The sequence below is a fragment of the Phytomonospora sp. NPDC050363 genome, from assembly GCF_040655735.1.
Lineage (GTDB): Bacteria > Actinomycetota > Actinomycetes > Mycobacteriales > Micromonosporaceae > Phytomonospora.
Genome location: NZ_JBFAKK010000016.1, coordinates 143,457 through 162,579 on the forward strand (window position 1 = coordinate 143,457; position 19,123 = coordinate 162,579).

The 19,123-nt window shown below is 70.5% G+C and carries 15 protein-coding genes; 8 read left to right on the forward strand and 7 right to left on the reverse strand.

All coding sequences use genetic code 11. The features are described from left to right. Positions 1–1,253: 1,253 nt before the first annotated feature. From mycP to eccD, 6 genes are all read right to left on the reverse strand, one after another. Positions 1,254–2,444 (reverse strand): type VII secretion-associated serine protease mycosin, encoded by a 1,191-nt coding sequence (gene mycP, locus AB0I28_RS33820; protein WP_357499796.1) that lies wholly within the window; start codon positions 2,442–2,444, stop codon positions 1,254–1,256. A 48-nt stretch (positions 2,445–2,492) separates the two neighbouring features. Beyond that, positions 2,493–3,794: a S8 family serine peptidase gene (locus AB0I28_RS33825; protein WP_357499797.1), complete on the reverse strand. Its 1,302-nt coding sequence runs from the start codon at positions 3,792–3,794 to the stop codon at positions 2,493–2,495. A 10-nt stretch (positions 3,795–3,804) separates the two neighbouring features. Continuing rightward, a complete protein-coding gene (gene eccB / locus AB0I28_RS33830) occupies positions 3,805–5,211 on the reverse strand; it encodes a type VII secretion protein EccB (RefSeq protein WP_357499798.1) in 1,407 nt (468 codons plus the stop codon). Positions 5,212–5,385: 174 nt separating this feature from the next. After that, on the reverse strand, positions 5,386–5,682 hold the full coding sequence (locus AB0I28_RS33835) for a WXG100 family type VII secretion target (RefSeq protein WP_357499799.1): 297 nt from the start codon (positions 5,680–5,682) through the stop codon (positions 5,386–5,388). Between the two features lie 15 nt (positions 5,683–5,697). Beyond that, positions 5,698–6,033 carry a WXG100 family type VII secretion target gene (locus AB0I28_RS33840; RefSeq protein WP_357499800.1) on the reverse strand — a complete coding sequence of 112 codons (336 nt, stop codon included), beginning with the start codon at positions 6,031–6,033 and terminating at the stop codon, positions 5,698–5,700. Between the two features lie 134 nt (positions 6,034–6,167). Next, positions 6,168–7,625 carry a type VII secretion integral membrane protein EccD gene (eccD, locus tag AB0I28_RS33845; RefSeq protein ID WP_357499801.1) on the reverse strand — a complete coding sequence of 486 codons (1,458 nt, stop codon included), beginning with the start codon at positions 7,623–7,625 and terminating at the stop codon, positions 6,168–6,170. A gap of 64 nt (positions 7,626–7,689) precedes the next feature. Between eccD and eccCa the strand changes: the two genes are divergently transcribed. From eccCa to AB0I28_RS33870, 5 genes are all read left to right on the forward strand, one after another. Continuing rightward, positions 7,690–11,679: a type VII secretion protein EccCa gene (eccCa, locus tag AB0I28_RS33850; RefSeq protein WP_357499802.1), complete on the forward strand. Its 3,990-nt coding sequence runs from the start codon at positions 7,690–7,692 to the stop codon at positions 11,677–11,679. 86 nt (positions 11,680–11,765) lie between these two features. Further along, positions 11,766–12,065 (forward strand): hypothetical protein, encoded by a 300-nt coding sequence (locus tag AB0I28_RS33855; protein WP_357499803.1) that lies wholly within the window; start codon positions 11,766–11,768, stop codon positions 12,063–12,065. 108 nt (positions 12,066–12,173) lie between these two features. Continuing rightward, complete coding sequence (locus AB0I28_RS33860; protein WP_357499804.1) at positions 12,174–13,910, forward strand: alpha/beta hydrolase; 1,737 nt, start codon at positions 12,174–12,176, stop codon at positions 13,908–13,910. A gap of 27 nt (positions 13,911–13,937) precedes the next feature. Continuing rightward, entirely contained in the window at positions 13,938–14,396 is a 459-nt protein-coding gene (locus AB0I28_RS33865; protein WP_357499805.1) for a hypothetical protein, read from the forward strand. Then, complete coding sequence (locus AB0I28_RS33870; protein ID WP_357499806.1) at positions 14,393–14,881, forward strand: hypothetical protein; 489 nt, start codon at positions 14,393–14,395, stop codon at positions 14,879–14,881. Before AB0I28_RS33865 ends, AB0I28_RS33870 begins: the two co-directional genes overlap by 4 nt. Here the strand turns inward: AB0I28_RS33870 and AB0I28_RS33875 are convergent. Further along, positions 14,847–15,404 (reverse strand): hypothetical protein, encoded by a 558-nt coding sequence (locus AB0I28_RS33875; protein WP_357499807.1) that lies wholly within the window; start codon positions 15,402–15,404, stop codon positions 14,847–14,849. The genes AB0I28_RS33870 and AB0I28_RS33875 overlap by 35 nt on opposite strands. Positions 15,405–15,556: 152 nt before the next feature. Between AB0I28_RS33875 and AB0I28_RS33880 the strand changes: the two genes are divergently transcribed. The 3 genes from AB0I28_RS33880 (at position 15,557) to AB0I28_RS33890 (ending at position 19,095) form a co-directional block, all read left to right on the forward strand. Continuing rightward, positions 15,557–15,991 (forward strand): hypothetical protein, encoded by a 435-nt coding sequence (locus AB0I28_RS33880; protein ID WP_357499808.1) that lies wholly within the window; start codon positions 15,557–15,559, stop codon positions 15,989–15,991. Positions 15,992–16,001: 10 nt separating this feature from the next. Next, on the forward strand, positions 16,002–17,747 hold the full coding sequence (locus tag AB0I28_RS33885; protein WP_357499809.1) for a WXG100 family type VII secretion target: 1,746 nt from the start codon (positions 16,002–16,004) through the stop codon (positions 17,745–17,747). Positions 17,748–17,850: 103 nt separating this feature from the next. Then, positions 17,851–19,095: a S8 family serine peptidase gene (locus AB0I28_RS33890; RefSeq protein WP_357499810.1), complete on the forward strand. Its 1,245-nt coding sequence runs from the start codon at positions 17,851–17,853 to the stop codon at positions 19,093–19,095. Positions 19,096–19,123: the final 28 nt, after the last annotated feature.

Sequence of the window (19,123 nt, forward strand, 5' to 3'; positions counted from 1 at the left end):
GCGGCTCGCGCCCACGCCACCGGGATTCGTTCTGTGCCGCCGGACCATGTCCCGCCGACCGCTCTGGCTGGCCATGCGTCCGCGACTCGCGCGGCTCTGGTCGCCGAGGGCGAACCGCGTTGCCCCGCCACCGCACTTCGAAGCCCAGCTTTGGCCCACCGCCACCGCCACCGGCCGCCGGTGCTGCCAATGCCACCGCCCACTGCCCGTGTCCCCGCCGCCTCCTCGCCCTCTTGTCCTCCCGGCCCTGGACGCTGCCCGAAGGCTGCGATTCCATTGCCCGCTCGGCGCGTGACCGTCGAAGAGTCGCGCGGCACCCTGAAGGATTCGGCTCTCCGGACACCAGTCGATGCCGGTCAACCCCGGCTCGATCCCCGCCATAGCCCGGCTTCGCCTCCAGATGGCGTAGGCCAGCCGATCTAAGCCTTGTGAGAGCCCGCAGGAGCGTCGAAAACTACCATCGGCGGGGCCAAGGTAGGGCGGTTGACGCCACAGCGCCAGCCGGCTCGACCAGCGACGGGCGGGTGAACCCGGACGATGCGCCACAGCCGCCACGCTGAGCCGCGAACTCGCCAGGGCTCCGGACACCACCGGAAAACGGGCACCGGGACTCGGGGACACGCTCTGCTCACGTCGGTTCCCATCTTCGCCGCACGGCGTCTTCACCGCGCCCTCCCCGGCGCCGGCGATCCGGGGCGTCGGCAGCCGGCACCCGGACCGCCGGACCCGGCGTTTTCGGTATCGGCGGTGCGGGGCGAGTACCGCGTCAGGCCGTGCCGCATCCTGCGCGATCGGCCCGTCTCGGACTCACTGCCCAGCCGTCCCAGCCGCACTGGGCTACTACGCTGCCGACTGGCGTTTCGTCCGCTGAGGTAGGCGCATTCCGCGCTCCCGTCGCCAAGCCGCCGCCGCCGCGCCCTCAGGGTGCGTGCCGCCGCTCCCTGCGCTGTCAGCGTCGGCAGTGGCTGCGTGAGTACCGCGTCGTGCCGCACTGGATCCCGCGCGTTCGGGCCGTCTCGGGCTCACCACGCTGCCCCAGCACCGCCGAGCTCCTACGCTGCCCACCGGTGTTGTCGTCCGCCCAGGCCGGCCACCCGCGCGCTTCCGGAGCCAAGTCGTGGAGTCGCACAGCCGCTTCTGCCTTCACCCCAGCCGCACCGAGACGCCCCGCCCAGCCCACGTTCCACGCCACTAAGCCGAGCCAACGCCCCACACCCTCCCCACGCCGCCCCGTAAGCAGCGAACGTGCCCCTTTAAACCGCTGCCTTCCCCCGCCCGCGCACGTGCCGGCGCACGCTGATCGCCACCAGGATGATGATCGTCAGCGACACCGCCCCGACCGCCGACAGCGCCGCCGCCGTCTTCAACCCCGCGAGGGGGTCGATGGGCCCGTTGGGCTGCCCGATCGTCTGCGTCACCATCGGCTGCGCGGCGGCGGGCGTCTTCCCGTCCAGCGAGGCGACGGCCTGGTACGGGTTGACCACGCCGTAGCCGAGCTCGCGGCTCCAGCCGCCGGGGGGAGCGTCGGCGGTCGAGATCAACCGCTCGATCACCTGGGGCGCGGTGAGGTCCTTGTAGTACGCGCGCACGAGGGCCGCGGTTCCCGCGACGAAGGGCGCGGCGAAGCTGGTGCCGCCGACGGAGTTCACGCCGTAACCGCCGCCTCGGGGCGCCGGGCCGGTGATGAACACGGCGGGCGCGGCGAGGTCGACGAAGTCGGCGGAGTTGGCGATCGCGGCGTGCGCGCCGGTCTGGTCGATCCCGCCGACACCGAGGACGCCGTCGTACTTGGCCGGGTAGACGGGGTCGCCGGCCTGGAGGCCGTCCTGGCTGAGGTTGCCGGCGGCGGCGACCACGACGATGTCGGCGTCGATGGCGGCCTGGACCGCCGAGTGCAGCTCTTCGGTGTCCATCGTCCGCAGCGACAGGTTGATCACGTCGACGTCCTGCTGAATGGCGTATCGGATCGCGTCGGCGGTGCGGCCGGGGATCTCCTCGTCGCCCTTGGCCTTCTCGTCGTCGATGATCACGCGGATCGGCAGGATCCTCGCCTCGGGTGCGACCCCGTAGAACTGGGCGCCCTCGATCGGCTTGGCGGCGATGATCCCGGCGACGAGGGTGCCGTGGTCGGCCATGTCGCAGGTCTCGTCGGTGCCCACGAGGTCCTTGCCCGACAGCACCTGCCCCTCAAGGGCCGGGTGCTCGTCGGAGACCCCGGAGTCGATGACCGCGACGGTCTGCCCCTGCCCCTTGCTCAGCGGCCACGCGGCCTCGGGCCGCAGCCGCTGGAGTTCCCACTGCTTGTCGACCGACGGCAGGTCGACGGGCGTGCCGCACTCGGAGGCGGAGGCGGTGGCGGGGAAGGCCACCACGCTGCCGACGGCGATGAGCGACACGGCGAGGAACGCGGTGGCACGGCGCTTGATTCGAGGCTTCGGCGACACACCGACACCCTATCGCGCCGTGTCATCCCGCCCGGCGGGCGCGAATCGTCACAGCTTCAGGTTGCGCAGCAAGGCGATCGGGGCATCGTCGTCCCCTTCGTCGGATTCATCCGGTACCGCACGCCGTCCCGGATGCCAGCCCCGCCGACGGCCCCGGCGCAGCGCTCCCATGACCGTCAGGACGAGCACGGTCGCGGCGGCCAGTCCGGTGCCGATCCACATCGCGCGGTCGGTCATGACCTCCCGCTCGTGCGCGGCGGCCAGCTCGGCGGGGTCGACGGGCGCGATGCTCATCGGCGCCATCTCGGCGGGCGCGGGGTCCTGGGGCATCTCGTCGGTGACGGCGCGGTAGGGGTCGACGATCCCGGCGCCGTAGGCGAGGCTGTTCATCCCGCCCGGCGCCGGCGACGCGGTCGCCATGATGCGGCGGGCGACCTCGGGGCCCTTGCGGCGCAGTTCGGGGTGCGCCTCGATGACCAGCGCGGCGGTCGCCGAGACGAACGCCGCCGACAGGCTGGTGCCGCTGCTGGTGTTGTACTTCCCGTCGGGGGTGGCGAAACTGACGTTCTCGCCGGGGGCGACGAGGTCGATCCAGTCCCCGATCTCGGAGGTCGACGCGCGCACGCCCTCCTCGGTGATGGACCCGACGCCGATCACGCCGTCGTAGCCGACGGGGTAGCTGACGGTGTCCCTGCCGGTCTTGGCGTAGACCTCTTCGGAGTGGCCGTTGCCGCCGGAGGCGACCAGCACGACGCCCTTGGCGGCGGCCGCGGCGATCGCGCTCTCGATCACCGGGTGGTTCTCGTCGAACTTCAACGACATGTTCACCACGTCGGCGCGGCCCTCGTCGACGGCCCATGTGAGGGCGGCGGCGAAACCGGCGGGGTCGACGCGGTCGTCGCTGGTGTTCTCGCCTTCCGACCCGCCCTGGGCGGGATCGCCCTCGCTGATCTTCACCGGCAGGATCGACGCACCCGGTGCCAGGCCGCGAAAGCCGGTGTTGGGCGAGTCGCCCTGCCCGACGATGAGACTCGCGACGCCCGTGCCGTGCCCGGCGCAGTCGGCGTCGCCGCGCCCTTTCCCGCGTCCTTTGACGAAGTCGGTGCCCGGGAGCACGTGCCCTTTGAGCTGGACGTGGCCGGCCGCGGCGCCGGTGTCGAGGGTGGCGATGACGACGCCGGCTCCGGTGGCGAAGGGCGCCACCTTCTCCGGCGGGACCATCTTCTGCGCCCACGGGACCGTCTTCAGCTCGGTGCCCTCGGCGCAGTCGGCGGCGAACGCCGGCTGTCCACTCAGGACGGTGAGGCCGGTGAGCAGCGCCGCGGCGGTCAGAAGTCGGGACAGGCGCATCGCGGAACCCCTACTGGCTCTTGATGGCGTTCTGCTTGGCCGCGACCGGATCCAGGTCGGGTCCGACCGGCAGTCGCGAGGTCAGCAGCGACGGCAGCTTGATGATGTCGGAGTCCTGATACCCGAAGGCGTTGATCAGGCTCCGCGACGTGAAGGGGTAGAACACGCCCCAGTCGTTGACGAAACCGACCGTGCCGCTGCCTTCGGTGCCCGTCATCGACTCCACCAGGGCGGCGTGCCCGGGCGCGATGATGACCTCGTCGACGAGGTCGGCGCCGGTGGCCGTCGAGGTGTCGGAGGTCTTCATGCCGCCCGACTCGGGGACCGTGGCGTCGATCAGGACCCGCGGCGCGTCGCTCTGGTTGGCGAAGGTCGCGCACGTCGACCCGTTCGGCGCGAGCGGCAGGATCGTCGGCACCGCCGACATCACCGGCGCTCCGGGCTCGGACTGCTCGAACAGAGGCGTCGCCGAGGCGGTCCCGATGCTGGCCGGGCTGGGCACCTCGGTCACCGAGGAATCCTTGGTCACCGACTGGATCAGCACCGCCTGGAGCCGGGTCACCTCGGTCCAGCCGTCCTTGAGCGCGACGAAGCGGCGGCCGCTGGGCTCGCCGAAGATCTTGCCGACCTTCGTGCCCGAGATCGCGCTGTCGGCACCGATGTCGGGGACGCTGGGGAGCGTGATGGGCTGGCCGAGCGGCAGCGAGTTGAGGAACGCCGCCTCGGTCGTGAGGGAGCGCGACTGGTCGGTGTCGCTGCCGCCGATCGCGATGACCAGCGACGGATCGGCGATCGGGAAGCGGTGCTGGTTGGCGATGAGGAAACGCTCGTCGGGCTCCTCGCCCTTGTCCAGGACGGCGATGACGCCCTCGTCGGGTCCGAGTTCGTGGCCCTGCGCGGGTTGTGCGCCGACGAAGAGGACCGAGTTGATCTCCTCGGCGTTGGTCGCCGACTTGCCCGGCCGTGCGCACAGCGCCCAGTCGCCGTCGAGGAGGCGGCCGCGGTCGGGGATCGAGTCGGGGGCGTTGGGGATGCCGACCGGCGCGCCCCGCGGAAGCTCGGCGAGCGAGCTGCGCGAGCGCGACATCGTGTTGGTGCTGTTGACGATCAGCGCGCCGGAGGCGAAGTTGATGACCGGGTGCAGGGTCCCGTCGATGTAGACGAAACGGCTGCCGGTCTCCTTTTCGAGGATGATCGCGTTGCCCTCGGCGATGTCGTTGTTCACGCCGTCGGCGATGAAGCCGATGATGCCGGTGACGGCGAGGGCCAGCACGGCGACCATGACGCTGGCGAAGACCGCGCCGCCGGCGCGCCGAAACGGCGACTGGTCGGGATCGGTCTTGCGGAACACGAGTGCCGAGACGACGCGCTGGACCATGAACTGGTAGCTGTGCAGCTGATCGCGCCTGCTGGCCATCGGTCCTCCACGCTGGGGGCTTCGTGTCGACTACACATTAGGGCCTGTGCGGTGCGCGCGGACAGTCCGTCCGCGCGCACGAAAGTGGCGCCCGTCTGTGGAAAATCACCTTGGGGAGGCATCAGCACCAAGACGGGCGCCACGTTCTTCGCCGGGGGTGAGCCCGAGCGTCCGTTATCGCTGGAAGTAAGTAGCGGCCCGCTTGTCGGTGCCGGCCATGTTCTCGGACGAGGTCGTGAGTGCGGTCTGCACCCGTCCGAGAATGTCGCGGATGGCGTTGGCGGCGTCGCGCCACTGCTGCCGGCGCTGAAGGTACGAGGTGAGTGCGTCGCCCTGCCAGGTCTCTTCGATGGGCTTGAAACCGGCTTCGACGTCTGCCAGCTGCTGGTTGAGCTTTCCGACAGCGGTGCCGATGGCGCCGGCACCGTCGGCGATGACGCCGTGGTTGTAGACGAGCGGTTTGTCGGTCATTGCTGTTCCTCTCCTCTAAAGCCGGTCGATGACGTCGGTGTTTTCCATCGTCTTGTTCACCAGCGACGTGGCTTCGGAGTCCTGGACGTCGAAGTCGCCACCGGCGGTGCGGACACCTTCGGCGACCTCTTTGAGGGCGTCGGTGATCTTGATCAGGTTCAGCCGGATCGACTGCTGCACCTGCTGGAACGAGGTTCCCGCACCACCCTGAAAGCCGCTTTCGAGGGGTGCGAGGCCCTGGAGAAGGGTGTTGAGATTGCCGGTGATCTCAACTGCGACGCTGTCGGCCTTGCTGGCGGCGATGCGTAGATCGTCGGTTACTGCCTGGAGTTGAGCCAACTTGGGAGTCACCCCCACTGGTCTTGGGTTCCCGTGGGACACGAGTTCCCGCATTGTCGGTCAAGGCGAAGGTATCGCCTGTGTCAAGACACGTTAGTGCCTGATGTCAAGTCCGGCTCCGACGAATTCTCGCGGGCCGCCTCGAATCAGCCCGCGATGCCGCGGAAGAGCCCGAATAGCCCCAGAACAAGGCAGGTCATCGGCACCAGCGAAATGATCAAAATGATGTCGACGATGTCGGCGATCCGGCCCAGATAAGGGGTCGGGGCCCGCCGGGCGTAGACCAGACCGGCCGCCGCGACGATTCCGGCGAGCGGCAGGACCCCGCCGAGCAGGACCGCGAGCACCGGCCCGGAATCGAGGGTGGTGACCAGCCCGGCGACGAGCAGGACCAGCCCGAGCACGCCGGCGGCGAGCAGCGGCACCCGCTGCCGCACGGCCGGGAAAAGCCTGGCACGCAACAGGAACACGCACGCGATCGTGCCGAGCAGCAGTGCCTCGCCGGGTTGCGTGCCGGTGATCGCGAGGACCACTGTGGACACCGCGGCGACCGCCGACGCGCCGGTCAGCAGGCCGGTCAGCAGCTCGTCGGCCTGGATGACGGCGCTGAACACGCGGTCCTTCGGCGGCGGGTTGCCCTCCTTGACCAGATCGCGTGCGGTCTGCGGCAGTTCGGGCATCGGCAGTTTCGCCAGCCGGATCGCCAGCAGGGGTGTCATCGGAAGCAGCGCGACGGCGACGGTCGCGACGATCGCGGAGACGCCGTCGGGTCCCAGCGAGGTCAGGCCGATCAGCGAGCCGAGGATGCCGAGCAGCCCGATCAGCGCCGCGGCGGTGAAGATCCGCAGCATGTCGGCGATCCCGACGAAGCCGATGACCCCGCCCAGCAGTAGCGCCGCCGAGCCGACCAGCAGGTTCGCCGGCCCGAGCTCGCTCAGCGGCATCCGCCCGGCGAGCACGACGCAGCCGCCGGCGAACAGGAACGGCAGCCCGATCGTGCCGATGACGGCCCCGGCCATGGAATCCCCGGATGTCCGGGACAGCACCAGACCGATGACCAGGAGCATGAACCCGATCCAGGACAGCAGAATGCCCGGAAGCAGCCAGTTCGGGCCGGTCGTAAGGGTTCCGGCGAGAGTCAGCAGGGCCACAACCGCGGTGATCGTCAGTCCGGTGCGGCGGGTGTGGCGTCCCTGCCACGGTGTGCCCAGGACCTTCGCGCCGTCGGCGATCGCCTCGACCACGTCGTCGTACTCGCCCTCGGGCCAGTCGGCGTAGCGGGGCGCCAGGTGCAGGATCTCGCCGTCGCGGATCTGTTGCATCGCCAAAGATTGCGTCGAGTTGAGAGACTTGCCGTCGGGTCGCCGCAAAGACCAGCCGCCGTGCCTCTCACCGTCGTCGGCGGCCGATTCTCCGGCGTACTCCAGTACCGTCGGCAACAATTCGGCCAAGGGAACATGATCGGGAAGCACGAGGTCGATTCGGCGGCGCGGTGCCGATATGGTTAGCCGGGCAAGGCCGGTACGGAGGGGCGTGCTCACCGGGTACGTCCATCTCTTTAGGTGGAAGTATTCGCGGCTGCCGAAAGTACCAGGCCGCCGCATACGATGAGCCGACGCAACGCCGACAGAAAACTGCTCCGGCGTGCCGGCATGGGAGGTGCACCACGTGGGTCTCGTCGTGATCAAACGGCGTCCGCGCCGTCCGGCCCCCGATCTTCCCGAGGGCGATCTCGCCCTCGAATCACCGCCGGAACTCCCCGAGCCCGGCGGTAAGCAGTGGGGCCAGATGATCATGATGGTGCCGATGCTCGCGGGCTCGGGCGCCATGATGCTGATGTTCGCCGGCGGCGCCATGGGCGGCGGAGGCGGCGGCAGCTACACGCTGCGCCTCGTGATGGGCGGCCTCTTCGGCGTCTCGATGCTCGGCATGATGGTCACCCAGCTCTTCCAGGGCGGAAACCAGCCCAGCAAACGGGAGATGCTCAACATGCGCCGCGACTACCTGCGGCGCCTGGGGCACCTGCGCAGGGGAGTGCGCAAGACCGTCCGCGACCAGAAGCGCGCGATGTTCTACCGCCACCCCGATCCCGACACCCTGTGGTCGACCGCGGGCAGCTCCCGCATCTGGGAGCGCCGCCCCGCCGACGGCGACTTCGGCGTCGTCCGCATGGGTCTGGGACCGCAGCGCCTGGCCACCCGCATGATCCCGCCGGAGACCAAGCCGATCGAGGACATCGAGCCGCTGTGCGCCGCCGCCCTGCGCCGCTTCGTGTCCACCTACGCCATCGTCGAGGGCCTGCCGGTCGCCATCGACCTGCGCGGCTTCTCCAAGATCTACCTGCGCGGCGAACCCGCCCGCGTCCGCGGCCTGGCCCGCGCCATGATCGCCCAGACCGCGATCTGGCACGCCCCCGACGATCTGCTGCTCACCTTCTGCGTCGACGGCGAGACCGAGCGCCTGTGGGACTGGGCGAAGTGGATGCCGCACGCGCTCCACCCGGAGAAGACCGACGGCCTCGGCCAGGTCCGCCTCGTCGCGCCCTCGCTGCGCGAGATCGAGGAGCACCTCGGCGACATCGTCGACCACCGCCCCCGCTTCAACCCCGCCACCCCGCCGACCGACGACAAGCACATCGTCGTCCTCATCGACGGCGGCACCACCGGCGGCGCCGACACCCTCGCCACCGAGGGCGGAGTCGAAGGCGTCACCATCCTCGACCTCACCAACCCGCCGCCCCGCACCGTCGACCCCGGTTACCTCGTCATGGAGGTCACCGCCGACGGGAAACTCTGGTCGGTCAGCGGCGACGCCCGCGACGAGGTCGGCACCACCGACTCCCTGAGCTTCATCGAGGCCGAGACCCTCGCCCGCCGCCTCACCCCGCTGCGACTGTCGGCGCTGAGCGGCTCGGCCGACGACTCCCCGCTCACCGGCGACCTGAGCTTCACCGACCTGCTCGACCTCGGCGACCCCTACGAGTTCGACGTCGCCCGGCACTGGGCTCCGCGACCCAACCGCGACCGCCTGCGCGTCCCCATCGGCGTCGGTCCCGACGGCGCGCCCGTCGAACTCGACCTCAAGGAGTCCGCGCAGGACGGCATGGGCCCCCACGGCCTCATGGTCGGCGCGACCGGCTCGGGCAAGTCGGAGGCACTGCGCACCCTCGTCCTCGCCCTGGCCTGCGTGCATTCCCCCGAGACCCTCAACTTCGTCCTCGTCGACTTCAAGGGCGGCGCGACCTTCACGCGCATGGACAAGATGCCGCACACCTCGGCGATCATCACCAACCTCTCCGACGAGCTGCCCCTCGTCGACCGCATGCTCGACGCCATCGAGGGCGAACTCAACCGCCGCCAGGAACTCCTGCGCAGCGCCGGGAAGTTCGCCTCCCTGCGCGACTACGAGCGCGCCCGCGCCGCCGGCGCGCCACTGGCCCCGCTGCCCAGCCTGCTGATCATCTGCGACGAGTTCTCCGAACTGCTCACCGCCAAGCCCGAGTTCATCGACATGTTCGTACAGATCGGACGGGTCGGCCGCTCCCTCGGCGTGCACCTCCTCCTTGCCTCCCAACGGCTTGAGGAGGGCCGCCTGCGCGGCCTCGACACCCACTTGTCGTACCGCGTCGGCCTGCGGACCTTCTCGGCGGTCGAGTCCCGCTCGGTCCTCGGCGTGGCCGACGCCTACGAACTGCCGCGCTCGCCCGGACACGGGTACCTCAAGTTCGGCACCGAGGCGCTGACGCGGTTCAAGGCCGCCTACGTCTCGGGCGTCTACCGGCGCAGCGCGGCCGAACGCGCCATCGCGGCGGCCGGCGGCCCGACCATCCAGCAGTACACCTCGAACTACGTGGCCCCGCCGCCGGAGCCCGAGCAGCCCGAGACCTTCGACGACTTCGACGACGAGGCGGTCGGCGAGACGCTGCTCGACGTGCTGGTCGGCCGGATGGAGGGCAAGGGCGTTCCGGCGCACCGGGTGTGGCTGGAGCCGCTCGACGAGGCGCCCACATTGGACGGTCTGCTGCCGTCGCTGGTCACCGACCCCGAGCGCGGTCTCACGATCAGCCGCGAGGACCTGCGCGGTTCGCTGCAGATCCCCGTCGCCATGGTCGACAAGCCCTACGAGCAGCGCCGCGACGTCCACACGCTGAACCTGGCGGGAGCCGCCGGGCACATCGGCATCGCCGGTGGCGCCCAGACCGGCAAGTCGACGGCCCTGCGGACCGTCATCACCAGCCTCGCGCTGTCGCACACCCCGCGCGAGGTGCAGATCTACTGCCTCGACTTCGGCGGCGGATCCATGGCGCCCCTTCGCGACCTGCCGCACGTCGGCGGCGTCTGGCAGCGCCTCGACGTCGACCAGGTCCGGCGCACCGTCTCCGAGGTCTTCACGATGCTGGAGGAGCGCGAGCGCCAGTTCGCCGCCGCCGGCATCGACGGGATGGGCACCTATCGCAGGCGCCGCAAGGAGGGCGAGTTCTCCGACGACCGGTTCGGCGACGTCTTCCTCGTCGTCGACGGCTGGCTGACGCTGCGCAACGACTTCGAGGACCTTGAGGCCGTCGTCACGCAGATCGCGCAGCGGGGTCTGTCCTATGGCGTGCACGTGGTCGCCGCGGCCAACAAGTGGTCGGAGCTGCGCCCGGCGATCCGCGACCTGCTCGGCTCGAAGCTGGAGTTCCGGCTGGGTGACGTCTTCGACTCCTACCTCGGCCGCCGCGAGGCCGAGGCCGTCCCCGAAGGCCGTCCCGGCCGGGGTCTGACGCCGGACTCGAAGCACATGCTGACGGCCCTGCCGCGCATCGACTCCAACCCCGACGCGCAGTCGGTGACGGCCGGGATCACCGACCTGGTCTCCCGGGTCCGCGAGGCGTGGAACGGGCCGACCGCGCCGCAGGTGCGGATGCTGCCGGAGAAGGTCGCCTACGACCTGCTCCCGGTCGGCGAGGGCCTCGATCGCAAGGGCCGCATCCCGATCGGGATCGCCGAGTCGAACCTCAAGCCGGTCTTCATCGAGTTCGACAACGACCCGCACCTGATCATGCTGTCCGATGTGGAGACCGGCAAGAGCACGTTCATGCGCTCGCTGATCCGCTCGATCACCACCCGGTACAGCGCGAAGGAGGCGGCGATCATCCTCATGGACTACCGCCGCAGCCTTCTCGGCGAGGTCCCGGAGGACTACCTGCTGAAGTACTGCTCCTCGACGGCCGTGACCCAGGACGCGGTGCGGCAGATCGGCGTCGGCATGGAAAAGCGCCTCCCGCCGGCCGACATCACCGCCGAGCAGCTGCGCGACCGCAGCTGGTGGTCGGGGCCGGAGTTGTTCGTGCTGATCGACGACTACGACCTGATCATCGGCGGTTCGCAGAACCCGCTGATGCCCTTGCTGGAGTACGCCTCCCAGGCCCGCGACATCGGTCTGCACATCGTCTTGACGCGCCGTTCCGGCGGTGCCGGGCGGGCGATGTACGAGACCTTCATCAACCGTCTGCGGGAGCTGGCCTCGCCCGGATTCCAGGGCTCGGCGCCCAAGGACGAGGGTGTGCTGCTCGGCAACGTCAAGGCCCGTCCGCTCCCGCCGGGACGCGGGCACCTGATCACCCGCCGCGAAGGGGTGCGACTGGTGCAGCTCGCCCATGTGGAGCCGAGGATCTAGAGTTGACCGACCGGTGGGCGTCCGCGCAGGCCCACCCGGATCCGTTCACCGCTACTGGCCCACCCGGCCAATGGAGGTCGAGAGACATGCCCGCCGACCCGGCACGCCGCACGTCCACCGACGCCTATGGGACGCTGCGTCCCGCCGCATCGGAGGGCCCACCGGCGATCGACGACGACTACGTCGACGAGTCGGCCGTGTGGTCGCCGCCGAAGCGCGCCGTCCCGCCGGTCCTCGGTCGCTACGAGCGCGACACCGGCAAACCCCTGATGCGCTACGACGACCAGGTCGACGAGGGCCGCGAAGAGGGCAAGGGCAAGTCGAAGGACGACTTCGACGACGGCTGGCAGGACGACAACGGCTCGGCCATCGACATCAGCTTCTAACCCGGGGCGGCGGACCGTCCACAGCGGACGGTCCGCGCTCACGCGGATTTCACCGGCGTGTTCCTAGGCTGATGGGACTTCGAGTCCCATCATCACGGGAGCCCAGCAATGGTCACCTTCGCTCAGCTCCAAGCAGCCAACTCCCAGCCCTTCCGGGACGCCGCGAAAGCCTACGGCGACCTCGCCGACAAGCTCATCGACCGCAGCGACGCCGGCGTCAAGCAGCTCAACAAGGTCCCCGACGCCTGGGACGGCGCGGGCACCGGAGCCGCGCTCACCGCCATCAAGAGCGTCTGCGTCGAAGTCGACGACGCGGTCTTGATGCTCCAGCGCTGCGACCAGATCCTCGCCGACTTCGCCGGCGAGCTCGACAAGGCCAAGGCCCTGCTGGGCGAGGCGATCGGTCAGGCGAGGGCGATCCCGGCCGCCGTCGGCCCCGACGGGACGCTCACGGTCTCCCCGAAGGACGGTCCGCCCGCGGGACACCCGGCCTGGGCTGGCATCCAGAAGAGCATGGTCGACGCCGCCAAGGCGATCAGCGACGCCGTCCAGTACGCCGTCACCGCCGACATCACCGCGTCGAGCAGCCTCGTCGCCCTTGTACCCGGCACCAAGGGCAGCGCCTACCCGGTCGACCAGATCCCCCCGCGCGGAACCGATCCCGCGAAGGTCAAGACCTGGTGGGACTCCCTGACACCCGAGCAGCGCCAGTGGCTCATCGCCACCCAGCCCGGCCTCGTCGGCTGGCTCGACGGCGTACCGGCGGCCTCGCGCGACCAGGCCAACCGGCTCACGCTCTCCCGCGAGCAGAAGCGCGTCAAGGACCGCCTCGAACTGCTCAAGTCGCAAGGCCAGGAAGGCGGCGACGAGTACAAGGACCTCCAGGGCAAGCTCAAGGGCCTCGACGCCATCGAGAAGCGGCTCCAGGCCGGCAACGGCGACGGCCAGGCCGCCGACGGCGTGCAGGGCAACGGACAGCGCGCCTACCTGCTCGGCGTCGACACCTCCGGCGACGGCAAGGCGATCGTGGCCATCGGCAACCCCGACACCGCCGACAACATCGTCACCTACGTGCCCGGCACCGGCGCCGACCTGTCCAAAGTGGGCGGAGACATGAACCGCGTCGACCGCATGGTCTTCGACGCCAACCAGATGGACCCGAGCGAACGCACCGCCGGGATCTTGTGGCTCGGCTACGACGCGCCCGACGACATCATCCAGTTCCCGCCCGGCGGGGACGCCACCGATCCCAAGTACGCCAAGGGAGCCGGCGCCGACCTCGACCTCTTCCAGGACGGCCTGCGCGCCACCAACGAGGGCGGCCGCTCCACCAACAGCGTCATCGGCCACTCCTACGGCTCCACCGTCGTCGGCTACACCGCCAGGGACCACGGCCTCGACATCGACAACGCCATCTTCGTCGGCAGCCCCGGCGTCGGCGTCGAACGCGCCGCCGACCTCGGCCTCAACCCCGACAACGTCTACTCCTCGCACGCCAAGAACGACCCCATCCAGTACGCCCTCGACCCCGGCGACCTGGCCCGCAACCTCGTCATCCCCTCACCCGACCAGGACCTCATCCACGGCCACAACCCCAGCCGGGCCGACTTCGGCGGGCACCGCTTCCAAAGCGACGCCGGCACTCCGCTCATGGACCCCCAGGTCAAGACGAAGACCTACGACCCGTTCGGACGCTTCGGCCCCAGCGTCACCGTCCCGACCGGCGTCGACCTCAACCTCAGCGGCGAGGCCCACTCCCAGTACTGGGACGACGGCAACGAGAGCCGTACCAACGTCGCCAAGATCGTCACCGGCAACGGCGACACCGTCACCGGTGACCACTAGTAGCGTGCCGAGAAGGAGGACAGCCCCATGACCAGCACAGCACTCCCGCCCTCGCAGCCGATCCCGGACGAGGAGACCGCCTACGCCCGCGCCGACGAGCACATCGCCGACGCCGTCGCGGCCCTCGGCGAACCCGTCCGCCTCGAACCGGGCATCCGCAACTCCGTGGCCTTCGACGCCGGCGAGATGGGCACCGACCTCCTGTGCAACGTCGAGGTCTCCTACACCCTCGAAGACCTCCCCGACGACGAGCCGCCCGCCGAGCGCAACGCCCGCTACTTCGCCGCCCTCAAGGACTTCTGGACCCAGCGCGGCTACGTCGTGCGCTCCGACTCGGCAACCGCCACCGACCCGCAGCCCGAGTGGTTCCGCGCGCTCCACGTCGAACACCCCGCCGACCGCTGCCGCCTGTCCCTCAAGCAGGGCAAGCCCGGCAACCTGTGGATCACCGCCTCCATGGTGGCCCTCACCGGTGAGCCCGGGTGAAACGAGTCCTCATCGGACTGTCCACGGTGGCCCTCGCCGTCTCCGCCTGCGTCGACCTCGGCGCCGACGACGGCGAGGCCACCGGTCTCGACGAGACCAGCGCCTACACCCGCGCCGAAGAGCACATCACCGCCGCGCTCGCCGTCCTCGACCCGGGCCCGGCGCCCGAGTACGTCGGCGCGAGCAGCCAGAACTGCGGCGACTCCGGCTTCGGCGACGACACCACCACCCGCGTCGGCGTCACCTACGCACTGCCCGGCACCGCGGACTTCTCGCGGCTGGAGGCGCACCTGTCCTCAGGCGCCTATGAACCCCACGACGACGGCGTCTTTGACCCCGAGGGTCCCTTCGCCGAGGCCGAGGACCGATCCGACGGGTTCGTCGTCACCGTCTCCACCGAGGACGCCACCGGCCGTCTCCTCCTGCGCGCCCGCTCGCCGTGCGTGGCCGTCACCGGCGCGAGCCACTCGCCGCGACCGAGGTGAGCCGGTACCCCGACCACCCGACCACGACGATCGCCACCGCCAGCGTCAGCAGCAGCCCTCGGTTCAGCGCGAAGGGGTACAGCGGAAGCTGCGGGCCCGAGGTCACCGAGACCGAACGCCCGCACAGGATCGTGGCCGCCCCCTCGAACCACCGGTCCAGCCGCACGCCGCCCGAGGTCACCCCCACCGAGCGGACCTCGCCGACGTCGGGCCGCACCAGGCACTCCGAATAGTTCCCGCCCCCACCGCCGATCGGGCCGCCGGCGAGGAACACCGCCCCGGCCCCCCACCGGTACGGCGACTCGTAACTGGCCGGCGCGCCGCCGAGAGTCGCGTACGCCAGCAGCCCGAGCCCGGCCACCAGCGCCAGCAGCATCACCGGCACCGCGATCCGCAGGCACAGCCGCCCGACGCGCCGCTGCCGCCGCCCCCGCGCCGAGGCCGCCAGTTCGTAGGAGCGTCCCCGCTCGCCGAAGCGGGCGGTCCTGGTGCGATATCCGCCTTGATCCCCATGCTGTCCCATCACGGAATGTAACGAGTGGAGTGCGTATAAGTGGCGACGCGGGCTTGATGCGGCTTTGTCGCTCAATGAGGGATGTGAATAGTGGCGCGGGTTGCGGGCTATCGGTACGCTCGGCGGACCATGTTGGCGCCCGTACATGGGGGAGGTAGAGCATGACCGAGCCCGGTCCCGGCTTCAAGCCGGTCGAAGTCGATGTCTATTCCATGCGTTCTTTCGCGCTCGCACTCAGAGCGGAAGTCGAGGCCAATCTGTCCGACGCCGCGGTGAATGTGAACTCACAGCTGAAGAACCCCAATGTTCACCCGTCCGGGCTGTACGTCGAGGGCAAGCCCTTCGGCGCCGACCCGCGCAACGAACCGGCACAGCACATCTCCAACTACCACACCGGCGCGATGGAGCAGGGCACGAAGCTCATGATCGCATTCCGGGAAGGCATGGACGCCCTGGCGAACATCGCCTTGAAGGTGGCCACCGAATACCGCTCCACGGATGATCTCAATCGGGCGACCGAAGAGGAGATCCGGACGAAGCTGAATATCCCCAGGGATCCGCCTCCGAACCCGCGCCGCGGGCCCTTCCCGATTTAGGACGGCGATCATGGGAGATTTCGACAAGTACACCCTGGACGACATCAAGGAGATCGTCCAGTCCGACGACCCCGCCGCCATGCGATCGCAGGCACAGGGCTGGCTGCAGATGAAGAAGTTCTTCGAAGAGCAGCTGACCCGCTTCGACTCGCGTGTCGCACCCATCACCGCGACCTGGAAAGGCCCCGCCGCCGACGTGTTCCACGGCGAGGTGGCCAACGTCCGCAAGACCATCCAGGACTCCGTCGAGAAGGCCCAGGGCAACTCCGAGGGCTGGACGGCCATCGCCGACCGCACCGAGACGGCGCAGAAGAAGGTCGTCGAGATCTACGGTCGCTACCAGGCGGCGATGAACAAGGCCAACACCGACTACGAGACCGCCAAGCAGGAGGACAAGGACAACTTCAACTGGGGCTGGGGAGGGCTGTCCGACATCTGGGACGACCCCGACGCCCCGAAGAAGGACGAGGTCCGCGCGCCCTTCGACCGCGAGGCGCGGGCCGAGATGGACAGCGCGACCACGGTCTTCCAGGACCAGTACATCCAGAAGATCTTCTACCCGCCGACCTTCGAACCGCTGCCGGACAACGGCAAGGTCGAAGACCCCGGCGAGTGGCCGGAGTACCGCAACACCGGTGGCCCCGGTGAGTTCAACGTGACGCGCACTCCGCTGCCGCAGCCGGGCCAGCCCGGCGACCCGGGCGGACCCCCGTCGACGCCACCGCCGACGCCTACCCCGGAACCACCCCCGCCCACGCCCCCACCCACTCCGACACCCGTTCCACCGCCTCCACCCCCGCCGCCGCCTCCGGGGCCGTTTCCGCCTGACGGGCCGGACCTTGAATTCCCGGTTCCGCCACCGGCGCCCCCGCTGCCACCGGCACCGCCGCTCCCACCGGTGGTCCCGCCGGGTCTTCCGGTGACGCCACCGGTGACCCCGCCGGTACTCCCTCCGGTCCTTCCCCCTCCGGGAGGGATCAAGCCACCGCCGCTGCCTCCGGGCGCCAAGCCGCCGGTCGTGGTTCGGCCGCCACTCCCTCCGGGCGTGAAACCCCCGGGCGGGATCAAGCCGCCCACGCTGCCTCCGGGCGTGAAACCGCCCGGCGCGGTCCGGCCTCCGCTCCCTCCGGGGACGATCAAGCCGCCCGGCGCCGTCCGGCCTCCATTGCCTCCGGGCGTGAAACCCCCGGGGACGATCAAGCCGCCGACGCCACCCGGCGCGGTGAAACCGGGCCTGCCCCCGGGCGCCAAGCCCCCGGGCACCGCGAACACGCCCGGGACGATCCGTCCGCAGGTCAGCAAGACGACGCAGTTCGGCAAGATGACCAACCCGGTCATCGGCCAGCGACCGAACGGCGCGCCCCCTTCGGGAACGCGCAACCCCGGCGTCGTCACGCCGAGGGAACCGGTCACGCGGGGCGTCATCGGCCCGCGAGGCGCACAGCCGGGCACCCCGCCCGCGCGGGGCGTCGGTCAGCCGGGCGTGCGCGCCGCGACACCGCAACCGGCGAAGATGCCGGAGAACGGCGTCATCCGGGGCGGCCGGCAGGCCGCGTCGGGCAACACGGGCATGCCGCCGCGCCAGATGCAGCGGCACAGGGAAGAGGACGAGGAGGAGCTGAGCTCCGACGGTCCCCTCGACGACGAGCTGTTCCGCGTCGACGGGGGAGTGCCCGGGGTCTTCACCTCCAAGCTTCCCTACGACGGTGAACACGGGTCCGGACCGGCCATCACCGGCCGCGACGAACCCAAATAGACCGCAATCCGGTGACACGGTCCGTATGTCACCGGTGACACGCCCGAAGCCGGCGACTATCGTCGGCTTCGGGCGTTGTCCGACCACGCAGAGGAGCGCCGAGGTGCGAACGATTCCCCGCCGGCTCGGCTCCGTGATCGCCGCGCTCGCCCTGGGCGCGAGCGGCGCACTCCTCTTCCCCACCGCCGCCTCGGCCGACCAGGTCCGCGACGGGCAGTGGTACCTCGACCCCCTCCGCGTCGCCGAGATCCACGCGATCACCAAAGGCGAAGGCGTCACCATCGGAATCATCGACACCGGCGTCGACGCGACCCACCCCGACATCGCCGGAAGCGTCCTGCCCGGCACCGACCTCTACGGCACCGGCGACGGCCTGACCCCCTCCGACGACCACGGCACCGGTGTCGCCTCGATCCTGGTCGGCCACGACGACGCCGACGGCGTCCTCGGCATCGCCCCCGCCGCCAAGGTGATCTCCGTGCGCGTCACCGACGCCGCCGGCGAGTTCCCGCACGGCAAGGTCGGCGAGGGCATCCGCTGGCTCGTCGACAACGGAGCCGACGTCATCTCGGTCTCCCTGCGCGACACCGCGCCCGAGGAAGGCGGCCAGGCGGCCGTCGACTACGCCGTCTCGAAGAACGTCGTCGTCGTCGCCGGCGCCGGGAACGTGCGCGGGGACGACCCCGGCGAGATCTACACCGGCACCGGCTTCCCCGCCGCCTACAGCGGCGCCGTCGCGGTCACCGGCACCACCCCCGGCGGGAAGTTCTGGGACGGCTCGGTCGTCCAGAACCTCCACACCGGCAACTTCGGCATCGCCGCACCCGCCCAGGACATGCAGGTCGCCGTGCGCGGAGGCGGCCACAAGCAGGCCGACGGCACCTCCTACGCCGCGCCCGTCGTCGCCGGGACCATGGCCCTCATCAAGGCCCGCTACCCGAACCTCGACCACCGGCAGCTCCTGGAGCGCCTCCTGCTCACCGCCGACGACAACGGTGACGAGGGCGAGGACCTGGAGTTCGGCTGGGGCGTCGTCAACCCCCTGGCCGCCCTCACCGAAGAGGTCGACCACTACCAGGACCCCGCGCCGACCGGCGCCGACTCCGAACCCGTCGCCGCGACCGACACCGGCACCGGCCCCGGCGACTTCATCCCGGTCATCGTCTCCGGCACCGTCCTGCTCGCCGCCGTGACCGTCATCGTGCTGGTCGTGCGCTCCCGGCGCCGGCGCGCCACCGCGCCGCCGGCACCCGCACCACAGTTCCGGGCCTCCGGCCCCCCGCCGCAGGCCGCGCCCGACAACTGGCGCCGGCCACCCGAACCCGGACCTCCGCCGCCCGCGCGGTGACGGGGGTCCCACGAGAGTGGCGGGCACT

Coding starts and splice junctions, on each gene's coding strand:
- AB0I28_RS33825 (WP_357499797.1), bottom strand. CDS start 3,794: ATGCGCCTGTCCCGACTTCTGACCGCCGCGGCGCTGCTCACCGGCCTC.
- eccB (WP_357499798.1), bottom strand. CDS start 5,211: ATGGCCAGCAGGCGCGATCAGCTGCACAGCTACCAGTTCATGGTCCAG.
- AB0I28_RS33835 (WP_357499799.1), bottom strand. CDS start 5,682: ATGACCGACAAACCGCTCGTCTACAACCACGGCGTCATCGCCGACGGT.
- eccD (WP_357499801.1), bottom strand. CDS start 7,625: ATGCGGCGGCCTGGTACTTTCGGCAGCCGCGAATACTTCCACCTAAAG.
- AB0I28_RS33855 (WP_357499803.1), top strand. CDS start 11,766: ATGCCCGCCGACCCGGCACGCCGCACGTCCACCGACGCCTATGGGACG.
- AB0I28_RS33860 (WP_357499804.1), top strand. CDS start 12,174: ATGGTCACCTTCGCTCAGCTCCAAGCAGCCAACTCCCAGCCCTTCCGG.
- AB0I28_RS33865 (WP_357499805.1), top strand. CDS start 13,938: ATGACCAGCACAGCACTCCCGCCCTCGCAGCCGATCCCGGACGAGGAG.
- AB0I28_RS33875 (WP_357499807.1), bottom strand. CDS start 15,404: ATGGGACAGCATGGGGATCAAGGCGGATATCGCACCAGGACCGCCCGC.
- AB0I28_RS33880 (WP_357499808.1), top strand. CDS start 15,557: ATGACCGAGCCCGGTCCCGGCTTCAAGCCGGTCGAAGTCGATGTCTAT.
- AB0I28_RS33885 (WP_357499809.1), top strand. CDS start 16,002: ATGGGAGATTTCGACAAGTACACCCTGGACGACATCAAGGAGATCGTC.